22 protein-coding genes are annotated in these 24731 nt (G+C 72.6%); 8 read left to right on the forward strand and 14 right to left on the reverse strand.

The window, feature by feature from the left end:
* Positions 1-18: 18 nt before the first annotated feature.
* Positions 19-1725 (reverse strand): gamma-glutamyltransferase, encoded by a 1707-nt coding sequence (gene ggt / locus HNQ58_RS06945; protein WP_183948186.1) that lies wholly within the window; start codon positions 1723-1725, stop codon positions 19-21.
* A gap of 93 nt (positions 1726-1818) precedes the next feature.
* Positions 1819-2448 carry a tetratricopeptide repeat protein gene (locus HNQ58_RS06950; protein ID WP_183948187.1) on the reverse strand — a complete coding sequence of 210 codons (630 nt, stop codon included), beginning with the start codon at positions 2446-2448 and terminating at the stop codon, positions 1819-1821.
* A 284-nt stretch (positions 2449-2732) separates the two neighbouring features.
* Here HNQ58_RS06950 and HNQ58_RS06955 point away from each other — a divergent pair, with 284 nt between their 5' ends.
* Entirely contained in the window at positions 2733-6254 is a 3522-nt protein-coding gene (locus tag HNQ58_RS06955; protein WP_183948188.1) for an indolepyruvate ferredoxin oxidoreductase family protein, read from the forward strand.
* Positions 6255-6497: 243 nt separating this feature from the next.
* On the forward strand, positions 6498-7502 hold the full coding sequence (locus HNQ58_RS06960; protein WP_183948189.1) for a LysR substrate-binding domain-containing protein: 1005 nt from the start codon (positions 6498-6500) through the stop codon (positions 7500-7502).
* A gap of 13 nt (positions 7503-7515) precedes the next feature.
* Here the strand turns inward: HNQ58_RS06960 and HNQ58_RS06965 are convergent, their stop codons facing one another.
* Positions 7516-8112 carry a DUF938 domain-containing protein gene (locus tag HNQ58_RS06965; protein ID WP_183948190.1) on the reverse strand — a complete coding sequence of 199 codons (597 nt, stop codon included), beginning with the start codon at positions 8110-8112 and terminating at the stop codon, positions 7516-7518.
* A 106-nt stretch (positions 8113-8218) separates the two neighbouring features.
* On the opposite strand from HNQ58_RS06965, the gene HNQ58_RS06970 reads away from it, so the two are divergent.
* Complete coding sequence (locus HNQ58_RS06970; RefSeq protein ID WP_183948191.1) at positions 8219-9847, forward strand: Na/Pi cotransporter family protein; 1629 nt, start codon at positions 8219-8221, stop codon at positions 9845-9847.
* 24 nt (positions 9848-9871) lie between these two features.
* Here HNQ58_RS06970 and HNQ58_RS06975 read toward each other — a convergent pair whose 3' ends face one another.
* A complete protein-coding gene (locus HNQ58_RS06975) occupies positions 9872-10963 on the reverse strand; it encodes a PQQ-dependent sugar dehydrogenase (RefSeq protein ID WP_183948192.1) in 1092 nt (363 codons plus the stop codon).
* 100 nt (positions 10964-11063) lie between these two features.
* Here HNQ58_RS06975 and HNQ58_RS06980 point away from each other — a divergent pair, with 100 nt between their 5' ends.
* Positions 11064-11522, forward strand: a complete 459-nt coding sequence (locus tag HNQ58_RS06980; protein WP_183948193.1) for a hypothetical protein — start codon at positions 11064-11066, stop codon at positions 11520-11522.
* A 1-nt stretch (position 11523) separates the two neighbouring features.
* Positions 11524-12252: a UPF0149 family protein gene (locus HNQ58_RS06985; protein WP_246417136.1), complete on the forward strand. Its 729-nt coding sequence runs from the start codon at positions 11524-11526 to the stop codon at positions 12250-12252.
* Between the two features lie 24 nt (positions 12253-12276).
* On the opposite strand, the gene HNQ58_RS06990 is transcribed toward HNQ58_RS06985, so the two are convergent.
* From HNQ58_RS06990 to HNQ58_RS07000, 3 genes are read right to left on the reverse strand one after another with little or no spacing between them, the layout of a single operon-like run.
* Positions 12277-13164: a PDZ domain-containing protein gene (locus HNQ58_RS06990; protein ID WP_183948194.1), complete on the reverse strand. Its 888-nt coding sequence runs from the start codon at positions 13162-13164 to the stop codon at positions 12277-12279.
* A 10-nt stretch (positions 13165-13174) separates the two neighbouring features.
* Positions 13175-13639 carry a hypothetical protein gene (locus tag HNQ58_RS06995; protein WP_183948195.1) on the reverse strand — a complete coding sequence of 155 codons (465 nt, stop codon included), beginning with the start codon at positions 13637-13639 and terminating at the stop codon, positions 13175-13177.
* Entirely contained in the window at positions 13636-14166 is a 531-nt protein-coding gene (locus HNQ58_RS07000; RefSeq protein WP_183948196.1) for a sigma-70 family RNA polymerase sigma factor, read from the reverse strand. Before HNQ58_RS07000 ends, HNQ58_RS06995 begins: the two co-directional genes overlap by 4 nt.
* 131 nt (positions 14167-14297) lie before the next feature.
* Between HNQ58_RS07000 and HNQ58_RS07005 the strand changes: the two genes are divergently transcribed.
* On the forward strand, positions 14298-17159 hold the full coding sequence (locus HNQ58_RS07005) for a diguanylate cyclase (protein WP_183948197.1): 2862 nt from the start codon (positions 14298-14300) through the stop codon (positions 17157-17159).
* 215 nt (positions 17160-17374) lie between these two features.
* Here the strand turns inward: HNQ58_RS07005 and HNQ58_RS07010 are convergent, their stop codons facing one another.
* The 5 genes from HNQ58_RS07010 to cls form a co-directional block, all read right to left on the reverse strand.
* Entirely contained in the window at positions 17375-18040 is a 666-nt protein-coding gene (locus HNQ58_RS07010; protein WP_183948198.1) for a 4'-phosphopantetheinyl transferase family protein, read from the reverse strand.
* 61 nt (positions 18041-18101) lie between these two features.
* Positions 18102-18287, reverse strand: coding sequence for a GlsB/YeaQ/YmgE family stress response membrane protein (locus tag HNQ58_RS07015; protein WP_183948199.1), 186 nt, complete (start codon positions 18285-18287; stop codon positions 18102-18104).
* A gap of 167 nt (positions 18288-18454) precedes the next feature.
* Positions 18455-18619, reverse strand: a complete 165-nt coding sequence (locus HNQ58_RS07020; RefSeq protein WP_183948200.1) for a hypothetical protein — start codon at positions 18617-18619, stop codon at positions 18455-18457.
* Between the two features lie 63 nt (positions 18620-18682).
* On the reverse strand, positions 18683-18928 hold the full coding sequence (locus tag HNQ58_RS07025; RefSeq protein ID WP_183948201.1) for a hypothetical protein: 246 nt from the start codon (positions 18926-18928) through the stop codon (positions 18683-18685).
* A gap of 86 nt (positions 18929-19014) precedes the next feature.
* The gene (gene cls, locus HNQ58_RS07030) at positions 19015-20439 is read right to left on the reverse strand and encodes a cardiolipin synthase (RefSeq protein ID WP_183948202.1); all 1425 of its coding nucleotides are present in this window, start codon (positions 20437-20439) and stop codon (positions 19015-19017) included.
* A gap of 59 nt (positions 20440-20498) precedes the next feature.
* Here cls and HNQ58_RS07035 point away from each other — a divergent pair, with 59 nt between their 5' ends.
* Entirely contained in the window at positions 20499-21590 is a 1092-nt protein-coding gene (locus tag HNQ58_RS07035; RefSeq protein WP_183948203.1) for a PA0069 family radical SAM protein, read from the forward strand.
* A 57-nt stretch (positions 21591-21647) separates the two neighbouring features.
* Here HNQ58_RS07035 and HNQ58_RS07040 read toward each other — a convergent pair whose 3' ends face one another.
* Positions 21648-22352, reverse strand: coding sequence for a 2OG-Fe(II) oxygenase (locus HNQ58_RS07040; protein WP_183948204.1), 705 nt, complete (start codon positions 22350-22352; stop codon positions 21648-21650).
* Positions 22353-22354: 2 nt separating this feature from the next.
* Positions 22355-23371 (reverse strand): class 1 fructose-bisphosphatase, encoded by a 1017-nt coding sequence (locus HNQ58_RS07045; RefSeq protein ID WP_183948205.1) that lies wholly within the window; start codon positions 23369-23371, stop codon positions 22355-22357.
* 111 nt (positions 23372-23482) lie between these two features.
* On the opposite strand from HNQ58_RS07045, the gene HNQ58_RS07050 reads away from it, so the two are divergent.
* Positions 23483-24709 carry an MgtC/SapB family protein gene (locus HNQ58_RS07050; protein WP_183948206.1) on the forward strand — a complete coding sequence of 409 codons (1227 nt, stop codon included), beginning with the start codon at positions 23483-23485 and terminating at the stop codon, positions 24707-24709.
* Positions 24710-24731: the final 22 nt, after the last annotated feature.

Raw genomic sequence — 24731 nt, forward strand, 5'->3', positions numbered from 1 at the left:
GTCACCGCATGGCCGCAGTCAGTAACCCGCCGCCTGGCCGTCCTTGCGGCTCTCGCTGGCGCCGACGTACACGCCGTTGGCGTGGTCGCGCATGATCGCCTGGTAGCCGCCGAAGGGACCGTCGGCGAACTGGATGCGGTGGCCCTTGCGCATCAGTGCACGGATCGTCTCCCAGCCGAAGCCGGTTTCCAGGTTGAGGATGCCGCCGTCGGCCATCTCCGTGACCTGCCCGGCCGGCTCGGTGGAGCCGTCGTGGTGGATGCGCGGGGCGTCGCCGGCTTCCTGCAGGTTCATGCCGAAGTCGATCAGGTTCATCACGATCTGCACGTGGCCCTGCGGCTGCATGGCGCCGCCCATCACGCCGAAGCTGACCCAGGGCTGGCCGTCCTTGGTGATGAAGGCCGGGATGATGGTGTGGAACGGGCGCTTGCCGGGTTCGAAACTGTTCGGGTGGCCGTTCTTGAGCACGAATTGCTCGCCGCGGTTCTGCAGGATGAAGCCCAGCCCCGGCGGGGTCATGCCGCTGCCCATGCCGCGGTAGTTGGACTGGATCAGCGACACCATCATCCCGTCCTTGTCGGCGACGGTGAGGTAGATGGTGTCGCCCTGGTTGAGGTTGCGGCCGGCATCGACGGCGCGCGCGGCGCGCTCGGGGTCGATCAGGGCGCGGCGCTGGGCGGCGTACTCCTTGGAAATCAGCTTCGCCACCGGGGCCGGGTGGAAGGCCGGGTCGGCATACCAGCGCGCGCGGTCGGCAAAGGCCAGCTTCTTGGCCTCGACGAACAGGTGGATGTGCTCGGCGCTGCCGAAGGGGATCTGCGAGAAGTCGTAGCCTTCCAGGATGTTCAGCATCTGCAAGGCGGCGATGCCCTGGCCGTTCGGCGGCAGTTCCCACACGTCGTAACCGCGGTAGTCCACGCTGACCGGCTCGACCCACTCGCCGGCATGCGCGGCCATGTCCTCGTAGCCGAGGAAGCCGCCGTTGGCCCGCATGTACGCGTCGATGACGCGGGCGATGTCGCCCTTGTAGAAGGCGTCGCGGCCGCCGCGGGCGATCTTCTCCAGGGTGTCGGCGAGGTACGGGTTCTTCCACATTTCGCCCTTGCGCGGGGCGCGGCCGTCGATGGTGAACTGCTCGCGGAAGCCGGGCCACTTGGCGAGCAGCGGCACGCTGCGGTTCCAGTAGTACGCGATCGTCTCGTGCACCGGGTGGCCATCGCGGGCGTAGCGGATGGTCGGCGCCAGGATCTGCCGCATCGGCAGCTTGCCGAAGCGGCCGTGCAGGGCGAACCAGCCGTCCACCGTGCCCGGCACGGTGACCGGCAGCGGGCCGTGCGAGGGCACTTCGGTATGGCCGTTCTCGCGGAACCAGTCGAGCGTGAGCGACTTCGGCGAACGGCCGGAGCCGTTGTAGCCGTGCAGCTTTTTCGTCTTCGGATCCCAGACGATGGCGAACAGGTCGCCGCCGATGCCGTTGCCGGTCGGCTCCATCAGGCCGAGCGCGGCGTTGGCGGCGATGGCGGCGTCGACCGCGGTGCCGCCCTGCTTCATCACGTCGAGCGCGATCTGGGTGGCGAGCGGGTGCGAGGTGGCGGCCATCGCCTGCGGCGCGATTACTTCCGAGCGGGTGGCGAATTCGCGCCCGGTGATGCGGTCGGCGGACATGGCGTGGCCTCCGGGGACGAGCAGCGACAGGGCGAGCGGGGCGAGGCGCAGGTAGCGCATGGGCGATCGGTCCGGTGACGTCGAACGCCTGAAGATAGCGCAGTCGCCCGCCTCGCGCCGGTGGCGGCGGTCACGCGCCGATCGCGCAACGGCTCAGGGGGCGTGGCCGTCGTGGCGGGCCGCCAGCGACTCGGCGGCGAAGCGCTCGTTCGGACGCCAGCGCGCGACGGTGGCGGCGGTCGCCTCGGCGCTGCCCCAGCGCTGCGGCTGCTCGCGCGCCGCGACGGCGAAGAACTGCAGCGCCAGATCACGCTCGCCCATCGCCCACAGGGCGATGGCGTAGGTCGCCGGCACCCAGTACGGGCGGCCGCCGTGCGCCTGCTCGGCGGCCTGCCACTGGGTCAGCGCACCGCGGAAATCGCCGCCGGCGAACAGTGCCCAGCCCCAGGACCAGCGCACGTAGCGCGCCTCCGGACTGCCCGCCGGCGCCAGCGCCGCGGCACGCTCGTAATCGCGCTCCCAGCGTCCGCGCGGGCCGCGCCAGGCCTGCAGCAGCGCGAGCTGGGCCATGGCGGTGACATTGCGGCGGTCGCGGCGCAGGGCATCCTGCAGGGCGCGCTCGACCGCCGGATCGGCAGGGTCGAGACCGGGATAGACCGCCGCGGCCGGATCCTCGTCGGGATAGCTCGTGGCCGGCACCGGCAGTTCGAAGGCCTGGCCCGGGACGGAAGGCGGCCAGGCCAGGGCCAGACAGAGCAGGCCGAGCGGAATCAGGGCACGCACGTACGACATCTTCTGCTTGCTGGTTGGACGGTGAGCGTCGGTACGCCCGCCGGATCGCCCCCCGAACCGGGGCCGGCGGGCGGAACTGCTACAATTTCGAGCCTTTGCTCCAGCGGGCGGCGTGTCGCCCCGCCACCCCGGAGTTAAAAACATGACGGCCGCGAAAAGTTGTGGCGCCGATCACACTTTCGCGGCCGACCGCCGCGCCGCATGGACGCGCCTGCGCCCTGTGCGGCGCGCTCCCGCGTCCAGCCCAACCCTCCGCCCAGCCGCCAGGTCGCCCGATGTCCGCCACCGCCCCCTGCCTCGACGCCCCGTCGATCGACACCCGCTACACGCTCGAAGACAAGTACACGCGCACCGAGGGACGCATCTACCTGTCCGGCGTGCAGGCGCTGGTGCGGCTGCCGCTGATGCAGCGGATGCGCGACCGCGCGGCCGGGCTCAACACCGCCGGCTTCATTTCCGGCTACCGCGGCAGCCCGCTGGGCGGCTTCGACCTGGAGCTGTGGAAGGCCAAGAAGCACCTCAAGGCGGCCGGCATCGAGTTCACCCCGGGCCTGAACGAGGACCTGGGCGCGACCATGGTCTGGGGCAGCCAGCAGACCAACCTGTTCCCGGGCGCCAAGGTCGATGGCGTGTTCGCCATGTGGTACGGCAAGGGCCCGGGCGTGGACCGCTGCGGCGACGTGTTCAAGCATGGCAACGCCGCCGGCACCTCGCCCCACGGTGGCGTGCTGGCGCTGGCCGCCGACGACCACGCCTGCCGCAGCTCGACCCTGCCGCACGGCTCCGAGCACGAGTTCGTCTCGGCGCTGATGCCGGTGCTCAACCCGGCCGGGGTGCAGGACATCCTCGACATGGGCCTGCTCGGCTGGGCGATGAGCCGTTACACCGGCCGCTGGGTCGGCTTCAAGACCATCGCCGAGACGGTGGAGTCCTCGGCCTCGGTCAACGTCAACCCGCACCAGCTCGACATCGTCCTGCCCACCGACTTCGAACTGCCGCCGGGCGGCCTCAACATCCGCTGGCCGGACCCGCCGCTCGACCAGGAGCTGCGCCTGCACCAGTACGCGATGCAGGCGGCGCAGGCCTTCGCCCGCGCCAACCATATCGACAAGGTCGTGATCGACTCGCCGAAGGCGCGGCTGGGCATCGTCACCACCGGCAAGAGCTACCTCGACGTGCTGCAGGCGCTGGAATACCTCGGCCTCGACCGCCGCGCCTGCGAGGACATCGGCATCCGCGTCTACAAGGTCGGCATGACCTGGCCGCTGGAGCCGGTCGGCATCCGCGCGTTCGCGCGCGGGCTGGAGGACATCCTGGTGGTGGAGGAAAAGCGCGCCTTCATCGAGAGCCAGATCAAGGAGTACATGTTCAACTGGGAGCACCGCCCCAGCGTGGTCGGCAAGTACGACGAGGCCGGCGAGTGGATCCTGCCGAGCACCTCCGAGCTGACCCCGGCGCGCATCGCCCGCGTGATCGCCAAGCGGCTGGCGCGCTTCCACACCTCCGAACGGATCACCTCCCAGCTCGACTTCCTGCGCGCCAAGGAGCAGGAGCTGGCGCTGCCGCGCGCCAACTTCCCGCGCGTGCCGCACTACTGCTCGGGCTGCCCGCACAACACCTCGACCAAGGTGCCCGAGGGCAGCCGCGCACTCGGCGGCATCGGCTGCCACTACATGGTCACCTGGATGGACCGTCGCACCGACACCTTCACCCAGATGGGCGGCGAAGGCGTGACCTGGTGCGGGCAGGCGCCGTTCACCGAGGAAAAGCACGTCTTCCAGAACCTCGGCGACGGCACCTATTTCCACTCCGGCTCGCTGGCGATCCGCCAGGCGATCGCCGCCGGCGTCAACATCACCTACAAGATCCTCTACAACGACGCGGTGGCGATGACCGGCGGCCAGCCGGTGGACGGCACGCTCGGCGTGCCCGACATCGCCCACCAGGTGCGCAGCGAGGGCGTGCGCACCATCGTGGTGATGTCCGATGACATCGCCAAGTGGTCGCGGCCGGAGATCTTTCCCGAGGGCGTGGAGTTCGTGCACCGCGACGAGCTCGACGCCGTGCAGAAGCGCCTGCGCGAGGTGCCGGGCGTGAGCGTGCTGATCTACGACCAGACCTGCGCCACCGAAAAGCGCCGCCGCCGCAAGCGCGGCAAGATGGAAGATCCCGATAAGCGCGTGGTCATCAACTCGCTGGTCTGCGAGGGATGCGGCGACTGCGGCGTGCAGAGCTTCTGCGTGTCGGTGCTGCCCAAGGAGACCGAGTACGGGCGCAAGCGCGAGATCGACCAGTCCAACTGCAACAAGGACTTCTCCTGCGTGAAGGGCTTCTGCCCGAGCTTCGTCACCGTCAAGGGCGGGCAGCTGCGCAAGAAGAAGGGTGTCGCCGCCGAGGACCGGCTCAAGGACCTGCCGATGCCGACCTTCCGCAGCGACCTGTCGCAACCCTGGAACATCCTGATCACCGGCGTCGGCGGCACCGGCGTGGTCACCATCGGCGCCCTGCTCGGCATGGCCGGCCACCTGGAGGGCAAGGGCGCCACCGTGCTCGACCAGACCGGCCTGGCGCAAAAGGGCGGCGCGGTCACCACCCACGTGCGCATCGCCCGGCACCCCGCCGACATCCACGCCGTGCGCATCGCCGCCGGTGAAGCCGACCTCGTGCTCGGCTGCGACATGGTCGTGGTCAACGACTACTGGGCGCTGTCGAAGATCCGCGCCGAGCGCAGCCAGGTCGTCCTCAACACCTACCAGGCCATGCCCGGCAGCTTCACCATGAAGCCGGACCTGCAGTTCCCGAAGGATGAGATCATCAACGCGGTCAAGCTCGCGCTGGCCGGCAGGGACCCGCTGCTGGTCGACGCCACCACGCTCGCCACCGCGCTGCTGGGCGATGCCATCGCCACCAACCTGTTCATGCTCGGCTACGCCTGGCAGCAGGGGCTGGTGCCGCTGAGCCTGGAGGCGATCCTGCGCGCGATCGAGCTCAACGGCGCCGCGGTGGAGATGAACCGGCAGGCCTTCGCCTGGGGCCGCCTCGCGGCGGTCGACATCGACGCCGTGCGCGCAGCCGCCGGCCTCAAGCCCGCCGCAGCGGCCGAGCGGTTCGCCGCGCCGCTGGACGACGAGGCACTGTCGAAGCACCTCGACGAGGCCATCGCCCGCCGCGTCGCCTTCCTCACCGACTACCAGAACGCCGCCTACGCCGAGCGCTACCGCGCGCTGGTCGAGAAGACGCGCGCGGCCGAGAACGCCAAGGCGCCGGGTTCGACCAAACTCACCGAGGCGGTTGCCCGCTACGCCTTCAAGCTGATGGCCTACAAGGACGAGTACGAAGTCGCCCGCCTGCACGCCTCGGACGAGTTCCGCCGTCGCATCGCGGCCCAGTTCGAGGGCGACTACACGCTGCACTTCAACCTCGCCCCGCCGCTGTTCAGCAAGCGCGACGCCGACGGCCACCTGATCAAGCGCGAGTACGGCCCGTGGGTGCAGACCGCCTTCGGCCTGCTGGCCAAGCTGCGCTTCCTGCGCGGCACCGCGCTGGACGTGTTCGGCTACACCGCCGAGCGCCGCATGGAGCGCCGGCTGATCGCCGACTATGCCCGCACCCTCGACGAGCTGCTCGCCGGGCTCGACGCCGGCAACCTCGCCCTGGCCGTCGAGATCGCCTCGATCCCCGAGCAGATCCGCGGCTACGGCCACGTCAAGGAAGCGCATTTGAAGAAAGCGCTGGCGCGGCAGGACGAACTGCTGGCGAAGTGGCGCCATCCGGCCGCCGAACGGGCGGCGGCCTGAGCCTGCCCGCCCGCCGTGTCGCGGGCGGGCATCGGACGGCTTGACTTCCCGGATCCGAGGGTCAAGGAACCTCTGCACAAGTCCAGAGGTTCCGCGCACCCAGGCCATGGCCGGCCGACAGTGCTGATCAGCCGGCTGCGCCCGGATGCAATGTCCCGGGCATTGGACAATAGAGGGCGCAAACTGCACTTTGTTGCGATTCCGCCACGATCCGTCCCGGGCACGGGACAATGGGAGCGGTCCATGACCCGCGATCTGAATACCAGCCTGATCTTCGTGAAAGTGGTCGAGCACGGCAGCTTCACCCATGCCGCGCGCCAGCTCGGCCTGCCCAAGACCACCGTCAGCCGCAAGGTGCAGGAACTGGAGGAACGCCTGGGCGCGCGCCTGCTCCACCGCACCACCCGCAAGCTCGGCCTGACCGAGGCCGGGACGGTGTATTTCGAGCACTGCCAGCGCATCGCCCGCGAACTGGAGAACGCTGAGAACGCGGTCAACCAGCTGCAGGGCGGTCCGCGCGGCTGGTTGCGGGTCACCGCCCCGTATTCGCTCGGCCTGATGGCGATCACGCCGCTGCTGACCGAGTTCCGCGCCCAGCATCCGGAAGTGCGGGTGGAGATGGTGCTCAGCAACGAGCGCCTGGACCTGATTTCCGGCGAGATCGACATCGCGCTGCGGATCGGTGCACTGCCCGACTCCAGCCTGGTCGCGCGCCGGCTGGCGACCTTCCGCACCCTGGTCTGCGCCACGCCCGACTATCTCGCCCGCCATGGCGAACCGCTCACGCCCGAGGACCTGCAGCATCACCGTGCGCTGGCGCTGCCGGCTTACCGCCGCGGCGGCCGCTACGTGTGGCCGTTGAGCGACGGCGCGCGCAAGGACGAGTTCGCGATCAGCCCGGTGCTGGTCGCCAACGACCCGTACGCGCTCAAGGCGCCGCTGTTCGCCGGCGAGGGCCTGATGCTGGCCAGCCACGTGATGGTGCAGCAGGCGATCGAGGACGGCTGCCTGCGCCGCGTGCTGCCCGGCTGGTCGGGACCGGAGTACGACCTCAATGCGGTGTTCCCGCATGGCCGCGTGCTGTCGCCGAAGGTGCGCGCCTTCATCGACTTCCTGATCGCGCGGCTGCGGCTGGAGGAGATCGACCGCGGCGGCTGCGCCCGCCAGCTGCCCGCCGCCACGCCGGCGGTGGCGGTGCGGGTGCGCAACGCGCGCGCACCGGCGACGGCCGTGGACGCGGTCGGCTGAATCGCGGCGCGCTTCAGCCGCGCCGCCAGACCAGGCACAGGTTGTTGGCCGGCATCGCCACCTCGGCCACGCGGCGCAGGCCGATGCCGGCGGCGAGCGCGTCGACCGCTTCGAGGTCGCGGACGCCCATGTGCGCCGCCTGCGCCCTGAGCGCGGCGTCGAAGGCGGCGTTGCTGTCGCTGGTGTGCAGGCCGCCACGCTTGAACGGCCCGTAGATCGCCAGCACCGCGTCCGCGTCGAGCGCCGCATCGAGACCGCGGAACATCGCCTCGACCTCGGCCCAGCCCAGGATGTGCAGCGTGTTGGCGCTGAACGCGGCATCGAAGCCGCGCGCCGGCCACGGCGCCATCCTCACGTCCAGCGCCAGCGGCGGCAAGGCGTTCGGCAACGCCGCCGCTTCCAGCCAGGCGCGGATGCCGGCGTGGTTCGCCGGCAGGTCCGAGGTCTGCCATTGCAGGTGCGGCAAGGCCGCGGCGAAGTGCACCGCATGCTGGCCGGTGCCGCTGCCGATCTCCAGCACCCGCCGGCGGGCGGCGAAATGCTCGCGCAGCACCGCGAGGATCGGTTCGCGGTTGCGCTCGGCGGCGGGCGAAAAGGGTTTGTCGGTCATGCCTGCGTCACGGGCTTGGAATCGATTGTAGGCGGGCATCGCACGGCTTGCCGTCGCGACCGTCCTCGTCGACCATCTCCGCGATGTCACCCACCGCGTCCCGCGCATGTCCTGGTCCGGCCTGATCGTCTTCGCCGGCGGCATCGGCCTGTTCCTGCTCGGGATGCGGCTGATGAGCGACGGGCTGAAGATCGCCGCCGGCCCGGCATTGCGCAGCCTGCTGGCCTCGGCCACGCGCAGCCCGGTGCGTGGCGTCGCCTCCGGGGTGCTGATCACCGCGCTGGTGCAGTCCTCCAGCGCGGTGATCTTCGCCACCATCGGCTTCGTCAACGCCGGCCTGCTCAACCTCGGCCAGGCCATCGGCGTGATCTTCGGCGCCAACGTCGGCACCACCCTGACCTCGTGGATCGTCGCCCTGGTCGGCTTCAACCTCGACCTGCAGCGGCTGGCGATGCCGGCAGTCGCGCTCGGCATGGGGCTGTGGATCAGCGGTGGCGGCCGCCGCGCCGCGCTCGGCCAGGCGCTGACCGGCTTCGGCATCTTCTTTCTCGGCCTGGATGTGCTCAAGGACAGCTTCGCCGGCGTCGGCGACGCGCTCGACCTGCACGCGCTCGGCGCGCGCGACGGGGTCGGCCTGCTGCTGCTCTACACCGCGCTCGGCATCGTGCTGACCGTGCTGATGCAGTCCTCGAGCGCGGCGCTGGCGGTCACGCTCACCGCCGCCGCCGGCGGACTGATTCCGCTCGCCGCGGCGGCGGCGATGGTGATCGGTGCCAAGGTCGGCACCACCTCGACGGCAGCGTTCGCGGTGTTCGGCGCCACCCCGGCGGCCAAGCGCAGCGCGGCGGCGCACGTGATCTTCAGCCTGGTCACGGCGGCGATCTCGCTGCCCTTGCTGCCCTGGCTGCTGGCGCTGTCGCGGCTGGCCGCCGAGGCCTTCGGCCTGGCCGCGCACCCGGCCACGCTGCTGGCGATCTTCCACACCCTGACCGCCCTGCTCGGCCTGCTGGCGATCTGGCCGTTCACCGCGGCGCTGGTGCGCTGGCTCGGCCGGCGTTTCGGTGCGCAGGACGCCGACGAGGGCCTGCCGCACCATCTCGACCGCCACATCGTCGCCACGCCGCGGCTGGCGATCGACGCGCTGGCGATGGAGCTGCGCCGGATGGGCGCGATCGCGCACCGGATGGCACGAGCCGCGCTCAGCAGCGAAAGCGGACAGGACGCCCGGCTGCTCGCCGAACAGGCCACCCTGGAGCGCCTCGGCGAGGCGGTGATCGACTATGCCGGCAGCGTGCACGGCGGCGGCGACGCGGTGGTGGACGGCGCCCTGCCGCAGGCGGTGCGGGTGGCGCAGTACTTCCGCGGCATGGCCGAGCGCGCGCTGGAACTGGCGCGCACGCCGAGCCCGGGCGAGCTGCCGGCGGCGCAGGCCGCGGCCATCGCCGAGCTGCGCGCCGCCGCCGACCAGGTCCTCGCCGCCGCCGACCCGCAGGACAGACCGGACCTGGCTGCACTCGACGCTGCCCAGGCACGCTTCGAGGCGCTCTATCGACAGGTCAAAGGCGAACTGCTGCGCGCCGGCAGCCGCGGCGAGATCGGCGCTGCCGCGCTGGTGCGCACGCTGGACCGCGCCAGCGCGCTGCGCCGGCTGCTCGACCAGGCCGGCAAGGCGGCGCGCTATCTGGCGCGGCTGGGCGTGGGCACCGACGCGACGGACACGGCGCGCGCCACGTAGCCAAACCGCAAGCGCGCGCGCCAGTCAGTCCGCCGGCCGCACCCGCAGCAGACGCCCGCGCGGGCTGTCGGTGAGCAGGTAGAGCGCGCCGTCCGGCCCGGCGCGGACATCGCGCAAGCGTTCGCCGAGTTCGGCGAACAGCGTCTCCTCCTCGATCACCGCATCGCCGTGCAGGCGCAGCCGGCGCACCTGCCGGGCCGCCAGCGCCGCCACGAACAGGTCGCCGCGCCAGTGCGGGAACAGGTCGCCGTCGTAACGCGCCAGCCCGGCCGGCGCGATCGACGGCGTCCACTGCCACAGCGGCGCCTGCGTGCCCGGGTACTCGGTGAACGGCGTGATGCGCGCGCCGGTGTAGTCGACGCCATGGGTCGCCAGCGGCCAGCCGTAGTTGCCGCCGGGCACGATGCGGTTGAGCTCGTCGCCGCCGCGCGGGCCGTGCTCGTGCGAGAACAGCGCGCCGCGCTCGGCGTCGTAGACCAGCCCCTGCACGTTGCGGTGGCCGAGGCTCCAGATCTCCGGCAGGGCGTCGGCGCGACCGACGAAGGGATTGTCGTCGGGCACGCTGCCGTCGGGGCGGATGCGCACGATCTTGCCCAGGTGGCTGTCCAGCCGCTGCGCCTGCTCGCGGTAGTCGAAGCCGTCCCCCAGCCCGATGACCAGCGTGCCGTCGGGCAGGAAGGCCATGCGGCCGCCGTAGTGCACCGGCGTGCGCTTGCCCGGCCGGGCGGTGAAGATCGGTTCGACCGCATGCAGGGTCATGCCGTCGAGCCGCGCGCGCACCACGCGGGTGGCATTGGCGCGCGGCGTGCCGTGGGCGAAGGACAGGTAGAGCAGGCCGTTGTCGGCGAAGCCGGGATCGGGCAGCACCTCCAGCAGGCCGCCCTGGCTGGCGGCGTAGACCGCCGGAACGCCGGCCACCGGCGCCGGCAGCAGCTCACCGTCCATGATCACGCGCAGGCGGCCGGGGCGCTCGCTCACCAGCATCCGCCCGTCCGGCAGGAAGGCCAGCGACCACGGGTGCTCCAGGCCCTCGGCCAGCGTCTGAATGCGATACCCGGCGGCCTGGGCTGCCAGCGTGCCGCACAGCAATACCGCGCAAGCGATGGTCCGCAACACCCCGCGTCTCCCGATCCTGACCGGACCCACACGATAGCAGGCGGACGACGCACGACTTGCGGCATAGTCGGAGGCGATGCCGTTTCTCCGGGAGATGTCGATGCGCCTGCATCCCGTATTGCGCCTGTGCGCCGCCTGGCTGGCCGCGGTGCTGCTCGCCGCCACGCTCGGCACGCTGGTGCAGACCCAGGTGAACCTCGCCGCGCTGCAGGCGCTGGGGGCGGAGATCCCGTTGGCGCTGCGGCTGCGCACCAGTGCGCAGGACCTGCTCGGCTTCGGGCCGGGCTGGGCGGGGGTGATCGCCGCCGGCTTCCTGGTCGCGCTGCCGACCGCCGCCTGGCTGGCGCGCCGGCGGCCGGCCTGGCGCGGCGCGCTGTGCGCGCTGGCCGGCGGCGTCGCCGTGCTGGTGGCGCTGCTGGTCATGCGCCAGGTCTTTGCGCTGATGCCGCTGTCGGCGGCGCGTGGTGTCGGCGGGATGCTGGCGCTGGCGCTGACCGGCGCGCTCGGCGGCGCGCTGTTCGCGGCGCTCACCGCGCCCGGCCGGCGTCGCGGCGGGTAACATGCGCGCGATGCGAACCTCCCCTGCCCCCGCGACGCTCGACGATGCCGAGGTCGCCCGTCTCGACGACCTGCTCGAACGGCGCGCCGTGCCCTTCAGGGGCTTCAGCCTGGAAGCGCTCGACGGCTTCCTGTCCGCGCTGGCGGTCGGCCCCGAGCCGGTGCCGGCCGAGGAATGGCAGCCGCTGGTCTGGGGCCCGAAGCCGCCGCGCTGGGACAGCGCCGAGCTGGCGGCGGAGGTCGAGCGCCTGCTCGGCGGCCTGTGGAACACCGTGCTGCGCCGCGTCCGCCACGACGGCGACGACCTGCCCGAGGCGCTGGCGCCGCTGGTGGCGCTGCCGGACGACCCGCTCGCCGATCACCCCGATGACCTGGACATCGGCCACGACTGGGCGCTGGGCTTCTTCGCCGGCATCGAGCTGCGCGGCGAGGCCTGGGACCGCTGGCTCGACGCCGAGCCGTGGATCGACGAGGCCGTCGAACTGCTCGAGCGCCTCGCCACCGGCGAGGTGCTGGCCGCCGACCCGCAGGACCCGCCGACGCCGCTGAGCTATCGCGAGCGGCTGGAGATCGTCTTCGCGATTCCCGACCTGCTCGCCGACCTGCACCAGCACCGGATCGACCAGGCCACCCCGCGCGCACCGGTGCGGCGCGCGCCGCAGCCCGGCCGCAACGACCCCTGCCCCTGCGGCAGCGGGCGCAAGTTCAAGGTCTGTTGCGCCGCGGCCTGAGCGCCCGCGCATTTTTCAAGGCGCTCAGCGGCAGCTTTCGGCGACCTCCGCCCAGATCACCGGCTCCCAGTAGGCGTTGTCGCGGATCTCGGCGCGGCGCTCGCTGATCAGGCGCGCGCCCAGTCGATAGGTGGTGTCTGGCCGCACTTCGATCTCCAGCGTCTTGTAGCGCTCGCGCCGGGCGCGGTCGCGCTGGTACTGCTGCACCGCGGTGAACTGGCGGGCGTCGATCGCCTCGGCCACGGTCAGCACGTGGCGGCCGGCGTCGAGGCGGAAGCTGTCGGCGCCGCTCGGACCGGGCTGGCGGCCGTCGATGGCGATCAGCACCGCCGGGTGGATGTGCTGCGCGCGCGGGGCGGCGTCGAAGGTGCTGATCCGCCCGCAGCCGGCGGCGGGCGGGGCGGCCGGGGCGGCGCTCGCGCCGATGGTGAGCGTGTAGGCGGGCACGACCGCCCGGTCGGCCTGGCCGGTCAGGTGCAATTCGCGCTCGCCGCGCCGGACACGCAGCGCCAGCGCGCCATCGCGGGCGGCCAGGGCGGCACGGAAGGTCTCGGCGGCCGGCGCCTCGCCGCTGAACGTGTGGTCGTTGATCGCCAGCAGGCGGTCGCCGACGCGCAGGCCGAGCCGTTCGGCGGCGCTGCCCGGTGTCACCGCCAGCACCGCCAGGCCCGGCCCCTGGCCGCCGCGCACGTCGACCACCGCGCCCAGCTCGTGGCGCACCCGCTCGGGCCGTTCGATCCGCAGCGGCGCGCCGCCCGGCGCCGGCAGCCGGCCGGCCTCGCCCAGCCGCAGCAGCAGGGCCTGCATCTCGGCGTCGATCTGGGCCTCACTGGCGTCGGCCGGCCGCGGCAGGGCCAGCAGCAGCGCCAATGCGATCCGGGTCGCGCATCTGGTGGCGGGGCGGAAGTCCATGGCGGAAACCTCAGATGCGCAGGGGCTGGGGAAGTGGTGGGGTGGCCGGCTGCAGGCGGGCGGCGGCGCGTTCGCGCGCCCGCCACAGCGCCGCCACCTCCTGCTCGCTGGCGCCCTGCTCGTAGGCCGACTGCAGGGCGCGGTCGAGCGCACGCAGCTCGGCGATCGCGTCGGCATCGTCCAGCGAGGGCATGGCGAAGGTGGCGACGGCCTCCGGCGGCAGGGCCGACGGCGCCAGCGGCGGGGGCGCGACACGCCATGGCGCCAGCACGGCCAGCGCCAGCGCGGCGACGGCGGCCAGGCCGAAGCGGGCGGCGCGCCGGCGCGTGTGGCGGCGCTGGCGGGCGGCGGCCAGCCGCAGCCACAGCGTGGCCGGCGGCTCGGGCTCGGGCAGGCCGGCGAGGTAGGCGAGAACGCGCGCGTCGTCGCCGGTCTCGGACGGACGCGGGGTGTCGGTTCCGGGCATCGGGTTCATGGCGACTCCTCCAGCCAGCCGCGCAACCGGGCGAGCGCGCGCGACAGGATCGATTTCGACCAGCTCTCGGTGTGTCCGAACAGGGCGGCGATCTCCGGGTGCGAATAGCCTTCCATCTGGTGCAGCCAGACCACCGTGCGCGCCTGCGGGCTCAGGCGCGCCAGCAGGCCGAGCGCGTCCAGGCGCCGCTCGGTGGAGGGCTCGGCGGCGTCGATCTGCACGTCGTCGAGGTTCAGCGTCGGACGCGCGGCGCGCAGCCGGTCGATGGCGAGGTTGCTGGCCATCCGCTTGAGCCAGGCGCGCAACGGTGCGTCGCCGCGGAAGCCGCCCAGGCTCTGCAGGGCCTTGAGGAAGGTGTCCTGCACGATGTCCTCCGCCGTCGCCGGATCGCCGCTGATGCGCAGGGCCAGCGCGTAGATCGCCCGGCCATGCAGACGGTACAGCGCGGCGAAGGCGTCGCCATCCCCCTGGCGTGCCCGCGCCACCAGCGCGGCCTCCTCGATCGCGCTGGCCGGTTCCGCATTCACTCGCGCAAGGAGACGGGGCAGCAGGACGGACCGTCGCGACCGGCGGCTCGGGCGAGACTGGGAGCGGGTCGGCAAACACTGGACGGCATCGCCGCTATGATGCCCGCTTCCTGCGGCTTCCTCGCCCCCGCATGCGGATCATCGTCCTGCTCGTCGCCGTCGTCCTCGGCATGGCCCCCCCGGCCGCGCCCGCGGCGGAGCCGTCGCTGCGCGGCGTGCCGCTGGCGCAGCGCCACGCGCCGGAGAACTACGGCGCCAAGCCGCGCAGTTTCGGCGTCGACACCGATGCGGCAGGGCGGCTCTACGTCGCCAACATCGACGGCGTGCTGCGCTTCGACGGCCACGAGTGGCGGCTGCTGACCCTGCCCGGCGGCATGCCGGCGCGCGGCGTGGCGCGCGGCCCGGACGGGCGGATGTACGTGGCCAGCTTCGACCACTTCGGTGTGTTGCCGGCGACCGAGGACGACAGCCTGGCCTACGAGGACCTGCGCCCGGCCTTCGGGCTGGAAGGCGATGCCGCCCGCGTCGGCCTGGTCTGGCAGGTGCGGGCGGCCTCGGACGGGGTGTGGTTCCGTGCCGATCGCGAGCTGTTCTTCTACGCCATGGATCCGGCCCGGCACCGGCGCATTCCGCTGCCGCCGGAGGCCCGTTCGATCTACCTGGCCGAGGACGTGCTCTACCTGCGGGTGGAGGGCATCGGCGTGATGCGGGTGCGCGACGGCGCGCTCGAGCCGCTGCCGGGCGCGGCGGCGTTCAGCCGGCAGCCGCTGTCGGCGGTGATCGCCCGGCCGCAGGGCCTACTGCTGGTCGGCTACGAGGGTTTCTTCCAGGCCGGGGCCGACGGCATCCGCCACCTGCCCGGCGAGGCCGACCGGCTGTTCGCCGAGTCGCCGCCGTTCTCGGCGCAGCTGCTGACCGACGGCAGCCTGGCGGTGGGCACCCTCCGCGGCGAGATCCAGCGCTACGACGCCGCACTGCGGCTGATCAAGCGCTTTCCCACCGGCAGCTTCGCCATCGAGGCGATGACGCTGGACCGCGAGGGCGGCCTGTGGGCCGCCACCGAGGGCGACCTGCTGCGGCTGCGACTGCCGGCGCCGTGGTCGCAGTTCGGCGCCCAGCACGGCCTGCGCGGCGTGATCAACGACAGCGAGTGGCACGAGGGCGCGCTGTGGCTGGCCAGCACCCGCGGCATCGGCCGGCTGCGGCCGGTGCCGGACGGCCAGCCGCTGGCCGAGTGGTTCGACTGGACCGACTTCGAGGGCTACGCGCTGCAATCGACCCCCGCCGGGCTGCTCATCGCGCACCGCTCCGGCATCTACGCGCTCGAGGGCGCGGACCGTCCGCGCGAGCTGCTGGACGGGCAGGAGGATGCCGTCTTCCGGCTTGTGCCGTCGCGTCATGATCCGGGTCTGGTGTACGCGGTGGGCAGCGAACGGATCTGGCTGCTGCGCCTGGCCGGCGGGCGCTGGTCCCTCGCCGCGCAATGGGACAACCCCGGCGCCAACGCCTCGCGGCTGATCGAGACCGCACCCGGCGAATTCTGGACCGACAATGCCCGCGGCGGTCCGCACCGCTTCCGCGTCGATCCCGCCAGCGGCGAGTTGCGCGAACGGCGCGAGTTCGGCGCGGCCGACGGGCTGGTGCCGGATCCGGATGCCGGCGTGCAGCTGTACGTCCTGGACGAACGGCTGCACGCGGTGAGCGGTGAGCGCGGGCATGTGCTGGCGGGCGAGCGCTTCGTCCCCGACGGGGGCGACCTGCTGTCGCGGGTGGAGCGGCCCGGCGAGCTGGAAGTGGTGCCGACGCCGCACGGTGATTTCGCCTGGACCTCGCGCAAGCTGCTGCTGCGCCCGCCGGGCCGCAGCGACTGGGAAAGCGTGCGCTTCGACGACGGTGCACGGCGCGGCTTCGTCGGCGTCCGTCTCGGCAGCGACGGCGTGCTGCGCGTTTCGACCTGGACCGCGCTGCTGCAGTACCAGCCCGGCGAGCCGGTCCTGCCGGCCGCGCCGCTGCAGGTGAGTTTCGCCGCGGTCGAACTGCACACCGACGACGGTGCGGTCCGGCCGCTGCCGGTGCGCACCGCATCGCCGGTGACCGTGCCCGCCGGCGCGCTCCTGCACCTGCGTTTCGCGGTGGTGACGATGGCGCCGGACATCGAGTTCCGTTACCGCGTCCCGGGCATGACCCGCGACTGGTCACCGTGGTCCGGCGAACGCCAGCTCGGCATCCGCGTGCGTCCTGGCGACTGGCGGCTGGAGGTGGAGGCGCGCGCCCGCGACGGCCGTCCGATCGCCGCGGCGCAGTACGCCTTCCACGGCGAGCCACGCTGGCACGAAACCCTGTGGGTCCGCGGCTTCGGGGCGCTGGCGACGCTGGGCCTGCTGCTGCTGCTCACCCAAGGGCTGGCCTTCCTGCGCACGCGCCGCTTCCGCAGGGCCAACCTGCGGCTCGAGCAGCGCATCGCCGAGCGCACCCGCGAGCTGGAGGAGGCCAACCGCAAGCTGGCCGAGCTAGCGGTCGAGGACCCGCTCACCGGCGTCGCCAACCGGCGCGCGCTGGAGCAGGGCCTGCTGCGCGAGTGGCACCGCTGCCTCAGCCTGCAGCGGCCGCTGGCAGTGCTGATGATCGATGTCGACCATTTCAAGCGCTACAACGACGAGCACGGCCATCTCGAGGGCGATGCCATGCTGCGCCGCGTCGCCGAGCGCCTGCGGGCCGCGCACGACCCGGTCGGCGAGCTGCTGGCGCGCTACGGCGGCGAGGAGTTCGCGCTGCTGTTGCCCGGCGTCCACCTGGCCGACGCCCAGCACCGCGCCGAGGCGCTGCGCCGGCGCTTCGACCAACCCGACTGTCCGGTCACCGTGAGCATCGGCGTCGCCGCCCAGGTGCCGGGGCCGCAGGACGAGCCGCACGCCCTGCTGCGCCGCGCCGATGCCGCCTTGTACCGGGCCAAGCGCAACGGCCGCAACCGGGTCGAGGTGGCGAACGACTGACCAGAACGGGGACGGGGACCGGGAAGCGCACCGCAGCATCGTCATCCGGCCCTTCGACGGGCTCAGGACGGGCCGGGCTTCGCCCGAGCCGGGACACAGGGCGCTGATGTCCATCGGAGGCGACGGAAGGATTGCCGCGGCTCGCCGACGAGGCGCTGTACCGCGCCAAGCACGGCGGCCGCAATCGGGTCGCGCTGGCCGACGCCTGACCCGTCTCACTCCGGCGTCGCGACGAAGCCGGTCGCCACCGGCAGCGTCCCGCGCGCTGCCAGCGCCACCGTGTGCGCGCCGCCCGGCGGACTCAGCCGCAGATACGACCACTCGTCAGCCACGCCGGCGTCCGTCGGCGCGCTCAGCAGCCGCGGCGCATGACTGTCCGGATCGAAGCGCCAGTGCGCCAGCCAGCCGTAGATGCCGGTGCCGGTGGCCTTGCAGGACGCCTCCTTGGCGGTCCACAGGCGCAGGAAGGCCGCGCGCGCGGCCGCGTCGTCGAGCGCATCGAGCGCCGCCGCCTCCTCGGGCGCGAACCAGCGCCGGGCCAGTGGTCGTGCCGACACCGCGCGCCGGGTGCGCTCGATGTCCACGCCGACCCGCGCGCCGCGGCACACCGCCACCAGCGTGCCGCCGTCGGTGTCGGTCAGGTTGAAGTCGGGCGCCCCGTCATGGAGCAGATACGGCCGCCCCTTGGCCTCGCGCCCGAAGCGCAGCGCCTCGGGCGGCAGCCCCACGTAGGCGGCCAGCGTGCGGCGCAACAGCGCATCGATGCGCGCGCGCCGGCTGGACAGCGCGGGCTGCCGCTCGGGCGCCCACCACCACAGGTGCAGCAGCGGGCCATGCAGCGACACGGGCGGGCGGTGGGGATCGGCGGCTTGCCAGTGCATGCGATCGAGGGCGGTGGTGACGAAGACGGCGGCCGTGCGGCCGCCGTCGTGGAGCGCAGGATCAAGCGCGTTTGATCAGGCCGATCAGGAACAGCAGGATTACCGCGCCGATGAAGGCATTGGCCACCGCGGCGATGAAACCGCCGCCGATGCTGATGCCGACCAGGCCGAGCGTGAAACTGCCGACGAATGCGCCGATGACGCCGACCACGATGTTGCCGAGGATGCCGAAGCCGCGGCCCTTCATGGTAGGGCGTGCTGGCCTGTCTCCGATAGGCCGCGTTGTGCCTGTGCGGTCGCCAGACAAGGCGCGCGCCGCTGGCCGTAGCGATCTACGGCCAAGGCGCGCAACGCTGGATGGTGGCCGCACAGGCGCAACCCGAAGGGCCGTGGTTGTCGGCCTGCATCGCCGCGTCATCGCTCGGTTGCGTATCGACATACGCGCCCTCGCTCTTCCTTGCGCTGCAAGCCGACAACCGCGGCGCGGCCTATCGGAGACAGGCCAGCACGCCCTGGTCCGGCGAGCCAGCCGGCGATGCCGCCGACCAGCAGGACGACGAGCAGGGATTGCAGTGTCATGTGCGAGTCTCCTCTCGGGACGGGTGTGGGTCCCGCGGCGAGGCTAGCACGAGATCCCGGTGCTCACGGCGCGGACGGCGGTGGCTTGCGCGCCTGCGCCTGCTCGCGCAGGCGGCGCAGCTCGGCCGGATCGACCATCTGCACCTCGTCGCGCGTCCGGCTGGCGACGCGCGCGTTCACCAGCCCCATCACCCAGGCCAGCGCGAACACCAGCGCCAGCAGCAGGCACAGCGCGGCCACGCCCAGCGAGGTGGTCTTGAACACCACCGCGAAGCAGGCCAGGGCGAAGAACAGGAAGAGCCAATGCATGGGCGCGGACCCCCGGTGAACGACCGCGCCAGTCTAGCCGGGATCGCGCGCGGCGGCAGTGCCGCCGGTCCGCTCCAAGGCGCCGGTCACAACAGCGGCGAGAGCAGGCGCGCCGTGGCCTCGAACAGTCGCTGCGGGAAACGCGGCGGGCGCGGCCGGCGACGGACATGGCGGGTCTGGGCGAAGATCGCCTCGCAGGCGGCGGCCAGTCGCCCGGCGAAATCGCGGTCGCGCAGCAGCATGCACAGCTCGAAGTTGAGCCGGAAGCTGCGATGGTCGAAGTTGGCGCTGCCGAGCAGGGCGATGTCCTCGTCCACCAGCAGCGCCTTGGCGTGCATCAGCCGCGGCCGGTATTCGTAGATCCGCACGCCGGCCGCCAGCAGTTCGTCGAAGTAGGAGCGCGCCGCCGCCGTGACCACCCGCGAGTCGCTGCGCTCGGGCACCAGCAGGCGCACGTCCAGCCCGCGCATCGCAGCGGAGGTCAGGGCGAACAGCGCCGCCTCGCCGGGGACGAAATACGGCGTGACCAGCCAGACCCGCGCGTTGGCTTGGTGGATCGCCTCCACGTGCAGCCGGTGCACCGGCTCCCAGCGGTTGTGTGGGCCGGACGGCAGCACCTGCGCGGCGATGTCCCCGCGCGGCAGCGTCGGCCACAGCCGCTCGTCGCTGAGCGCGATGCCGGTGGCGTAATGCCAGTCCTCCAGAAAGGCGAGCTGCAGCCAGGCCACCACCTCGCCCGCCAGCTTCAGGTGCAGGTCGAAGTGGGCGCGCGTGCTCAGCCGCTCGTCCTGCTCGTCGGTGATGTTGATGCCGCCGGTGAAGGCGAGCCGGCCGTCGATCACCACCAGCTTGCGGTGCGTGCGCAGGTTCAGCGTCGGCCGGCGGACGCGGCGCAGCCGCAGCGGATGGAACCACACCACCTCGGCACCGGCCTCCCGCAGTGGCGCCAGGAAGCGGCGCGACAGCCGGGCCGCGCCGAGCGCGTCGAGCAGCAGCCGCACCCGCACCCCGGCACGCGCGCGCGCGACCAGCGCGTCGCGCAGCGCGGTGCCGGTGCGGTCCGGCTCGAAGATGTAGTACTCCAGATGGATGTGATGCTCGGCCGTCGCCACCGCCGCCAGCAGCGCGTCGAAGGTGGCCGCGCCGCCCACCAGCAGATCGGCGCTGGTGCAGGTGCTGGGCGGGAAGCCGGTGGCGGCTTCCGCCAGCCGGCTCAGATGCTCGGCCGGTGTGGCCGGCACGGCGCCGGCGATGCGCGCGCGCTGGCTGCGCAGCGCCGCGCGCGAGCGCAGGCGCTTGAGCCGCTGGCGGCGGATGCGCTGCGGGCCGAACACGTAATAGACGACGAAGCCGAGCACCGGCAGCAGCGCCAGCCCGAGGATCCAGCTCAGCGTCGCCACCGGCTCGCGCTTCTGCAGCACGATCCAGCCGGCCATCGCCAGCAGGTAGACGACGTAGCCCGCCGTGAGCAGCCAGTTCAGGTGCGGAATCTGTTCGGCCAGCGCGCCCATGCGTCCCCCCGGTCGGGATTGTCGCAGACGGCGAGACGGCCCGGGCGTAGGCTGAAACCATGCGCGACGACCCCACCCGCCCGCCGCCGGTCCGCATCAAGGGCCGCGGCGCCACCGGCAACCCCGACGGCCGCTTCGCCCGGCGCACGGCGACCGCCGAGGACGACGGCTGGTTCACCGACGGCGAACCGCCGCCGCACCCGGACACCACCGTCAGCGAGGAGCGCGCGCGCAGCATCCTCAGCCGCAACGACTCGCCGGACATCCCCTTCGCGCAGTCGCTCAACCCCTACCGCGGCTGCGAGCACGGTTGCATCTACTGCTACGCGCGGCCCTCGCACAGCTACCTCGATCTCTCGCCCGGGCTCGACTTCGAGACCAAGCTGTACGCCAAGACCAACGCCGCCGAACGCCTGTGCGCCGAACTCGCCAAGCCCGGCTACCGCTGCTCGCCGATCAACCTCGGCGCCAACACCGACCCCTACCAGCCGGTCGAGAAGCGCTGGCGCATCACCCGCCAGGTGCTGGAAGTGCTGGCCGACTGCCGTCACCCGTGCACCCTCGTCACCAAGAACGCGCTCATCGAGCGCGACCTCGACCTGCTCGCGCCGATGGCGGCGCAGCGGCTGGTCGCCGTGTTCGTCTCGGTGACCACGCTCGACAACCGCCTGGCCGCGCGCATGGAACCGCGCGCCAGCGCGCCGCACCGGCGGCTGGCGGCGATCCGCACGCTCGCCGAAGCCGGCATCCCGGTCGGCGTGTTCGTCGCGCCGGTCATACCGATGATCAACGACCGCGACATGGAAGCCATCCTCGACGCCGCCCGCGACGCCGGCGCCACCCGCGCCAGCTACACCGTGCTGCGCCTGCCGCACGAGCTGAAGGCGCTGTTCCGCGACTGGCTGCAGGCGCACTTCCCCGAACGCGCTGGACACGTGATGAGCCTGATCCGGCAGATGCGCGGCGGTCGCGACAACGATCCGCGCTTCGGCCACCGCATGCGCGGCGGCGGACCGTTCGCCGACCTGCTGCGCCAGCGCTTCGCCGTCGCCGCGCGCCGGCTCGGCTTCGACCGCGCCCGCGGCCCGGCGCTGGACACCTCGCTGTTCACGCCGCCGCGCCCGCACTCGCCGCAGGGCGAGCTGTTCTGATCGTCCGCGCCATCGGCGACCGTCGCGCCTCACGCGCCGGTCGGCGCCTGATGCCTCTCAGCCGCGGCCGAACAGCGTCTCGGCGCGCTGGAACAGGACCCAGCTGGTGGCGATGTACTTGTCGCCGCCCACCGGCATGTTGCCGCGGTGGGTATGGGTGAAGGCGGTCGGCGCGATCAGCAGGCTGCCGGTCTTGGGGGCGATCTTCCGCCGCTGGTAGAGGAATTCGGTCTCGCCGGCCTCAAAGCCGTCGTTGAGGTAGATCGTCCACAGCAGATGCCGGTGCAGCGGCTCGGCGCTGGCGTCCTTGGGGTACAGCTCGCAGTGCCAGTACGGGTAGCCGCCGCGGCCGGCGGTGTAGCGCTGCAGGTTGATGCCGCCGGGGCGGAACACATGGCTGACGATCGGCCCCAGGCGGGCATCGTCGAGGCGGTCGAACAGCTCGGCATCGAGCCGCACCGGCTCGCCGCTGGCCGGATCGGGCACCTGCAGCATCAGCGGCGCGATCAGCGCGTAGCGGTACTTGCGCAGGTAGGCGAGCAGGCCGCGGAAGACGGCGGTGTTGAGCTGCTGCTCGGCGTCGGCCCATTCGCGCCGGCCGCTGATGTGGATGTCGCGGCTGTCCTTGAGCTCGGGCAGCACGCCCGAGCCGACCCGCCCGGGCTCGTGCTGGCCGCTGGCCTCGAAGCGCGCGACCAGGCGTGCGCAGTCCTCGCGCGAGAGCGCCCCGTCGTAGACCTCGATGAAGTCCGGGGCGCTCATGGTCAGCCCTGCGCGGCGTCGTGATCGCGGTGGTAGCGGGAGGCGGTCTCGACTTCCCGCTTCGAGCCGAGGAACACCGGCACCCGCTGGTGCAGGCCGGTGGGCTGCACGTCCAGGATGCGCTGGCGCCCGGTGGTCGCCGCGCCGCCGGCCTGCTCGACGATGAAGGCCATCGGGTTGGCCTCGTACATCAGCCGCAGGCGGCCCGGCTTGGACGGGTCCTTGCGGTCCCAGGGGTAGATGAAGATGCCGCCGCGGGTCAGGATGCGGTGCACGTCGGCCACCATGCTGGCCACCCAGCGCATGTTGAAGTCCTTGCCGCGCGGCCCTTCCTTCCCGGCCAGCAGGTCGGCGACGTAGGCCTGCATCGGCGGCTCCCAGTGGCGTTGGTTGGACATGTTGATCGCGAACTCCTTCGTCTCCTCGGGAATCGCGATGTCGCGCCGGGTCAGCATGAAGCTGCCGACCTCGCGGTCGAGGGTGAAGGCGTGGGTGCCGTGGCCGAGGGTGAGCACCAGCACGGTGCTCGGGCCATACACGGTGTAGCCGGCGGCGACCTGCGCGCTGCCCGGCTGCAGGAAGTGCTCGTCGCCCGGGGCGGTCACGCCCTCGGGGCAGCGCAGCACCGAGAAGATGGTGCCGACCGAGACGTTGACGTCGATGTTGGAGCTGCCGTCGAGCGGGTCGAACAGCAGCAGGTAGTTGCCGCGCGGGTAGACGTCCGGAATCGGCTGCGCGTGCTCCATCTCCTCCGAGGCCAGGCCGGCGAGGTGCCCGCCCCAGGCGTTGGCCTCCATCAGGATCTCGTTGCTGAGCACGTCGAGCTTCTTCTGCGCCTCGCCCTGCACGTTGCCGGTGCCGGCGTCGCCAAGCACGCCACCTAGCGCGCCTTTGCCGACCGCGATCGAGATCGACTTGCAGGCGCGGGCGACGACTTCGATCAACAGGCGCAGGTCGGCGTTGATCCGGCCGGCGCGCTGTTCTTCGAGGAGGAAGCGGGTCAGCGAAACGTGTTTCATGGCGGGACGGAACGGCGGCGGACGCGGGCATTGTCCGGGCCGGGGCCGGCATTGCAAGCGTGGCGGCGGGCGGCGCATCCTGCCGGCATCTTCCGCGGCACGGGACGCTCCATGGCGGTATCCGTCGATGCCTTCACCGGGCTGGCCACCGCGCTCGGCCTGGGTCTGCTGATCGGCGCGGTGCGCGAGCGCGCCGGCGCCGCCACCGCCGGCCTGCGCACCCACGCCATCGCCGCCCTGGCCGGGGCGGTGGCGCTGTGGCTCAGTCCGTGGGTGCTGCTGGTGACCCTGCTGGCGGTGGCGGCGTTCGCTGCGCTCGGCTACCGCCGCTCGGCCGGCGCGGATCCCGGCCTGACCGGCGAGGTCGCCCTGCTGCTGACCCCGCTGCTCGGCGCGCTGGCCATGCGCGAACCCGCCTGGGCGGCCGGCCTGGGCGTGGTCGCGGCCGTCCTGCTGAAGGCCAAGTCGGCGCTGCACCGCTTCACCCGCGAACTGCTCAGCGAGCGCGAGCTGCACGACGCGCTGGTGCTGCTGGCTTCGGCGCTGGTGGTGCTGCCGCTGCTGCCGTCCGAGGCGATCGACCCGTGGGGCGTGCTGCGGCCCTCGGCATTGTGGCGGCTGGTGGTGCTGGTGATGGCGGTGGGCCTGCTCGGCCATGTCGCGCTGCGCCTGGTCGGCGCGCGCTGGGGCCTGCCGGTCGCCGGCTTCTTCGCCGGCTTCGTCTCCTCGACCGCCGCCGTGGCCGGCTTCGGCCAGCGCGTGCGCGCGACGCCGTCGCTGCGCACCTACGCCGTCGCCGCGGCAATGTTCGCCAACCTCGCCTCACTGCTGCTGTTCGCCGCCATCGTCGCGACACTGGCGCCGTCGCTGCTGCGCGCGGCCCTGCCGCCGCTGGCGGCGGCAGGGTTGGTGCTGCTGTCGGGCGGCCTGTTCGGCCTGTCACGCGCACCGGCGCTGGCCGCCGACCTGCCGCCGGAGCCCGACGCGCGCAGCTTCCGCCTGCGCCACGCGCTGCTGTTCGCGCTGGCGATCGCGCTGGTGCTGCTGCTGTCGGCATGGTTGCGCGATTGGGTCGGCGCCCACGGCGCCCTGGCGGCAGCCACGCTGGCGGCGCTGGCCGAGTGGCATGCGGCGGCGGCGACGGTGGCGCAACTGGCCGCCGCCGGCGCCATCCAGATCGACCAGGGCCGACTCGGTCTGGTCCTGCTGCTGGCCGCCAGCACGCTGGCCAAGTCGGCCCTGGCCTTCGTCAGCGGCGGCCGCGGCTACGGACTGCGGGTGACGGTAGGCCTGTCGGCGATGACCGCTGCCGCGGCGGCGGCGCTGGTGCTGCCGTAGGCGTGCGCCACGACCGGACGCC

The organism is Rehaibacterium terrae, from assembly GCF_014202935.1.
GTDB classification, from domain to species: domain Bacteria; phylum Pseudomonadota; class Gammaproteobacteria; order Xanthomonadales; family Xanthomonadaceae; genus Rehaibacterium; species Rehaibacterium terrae.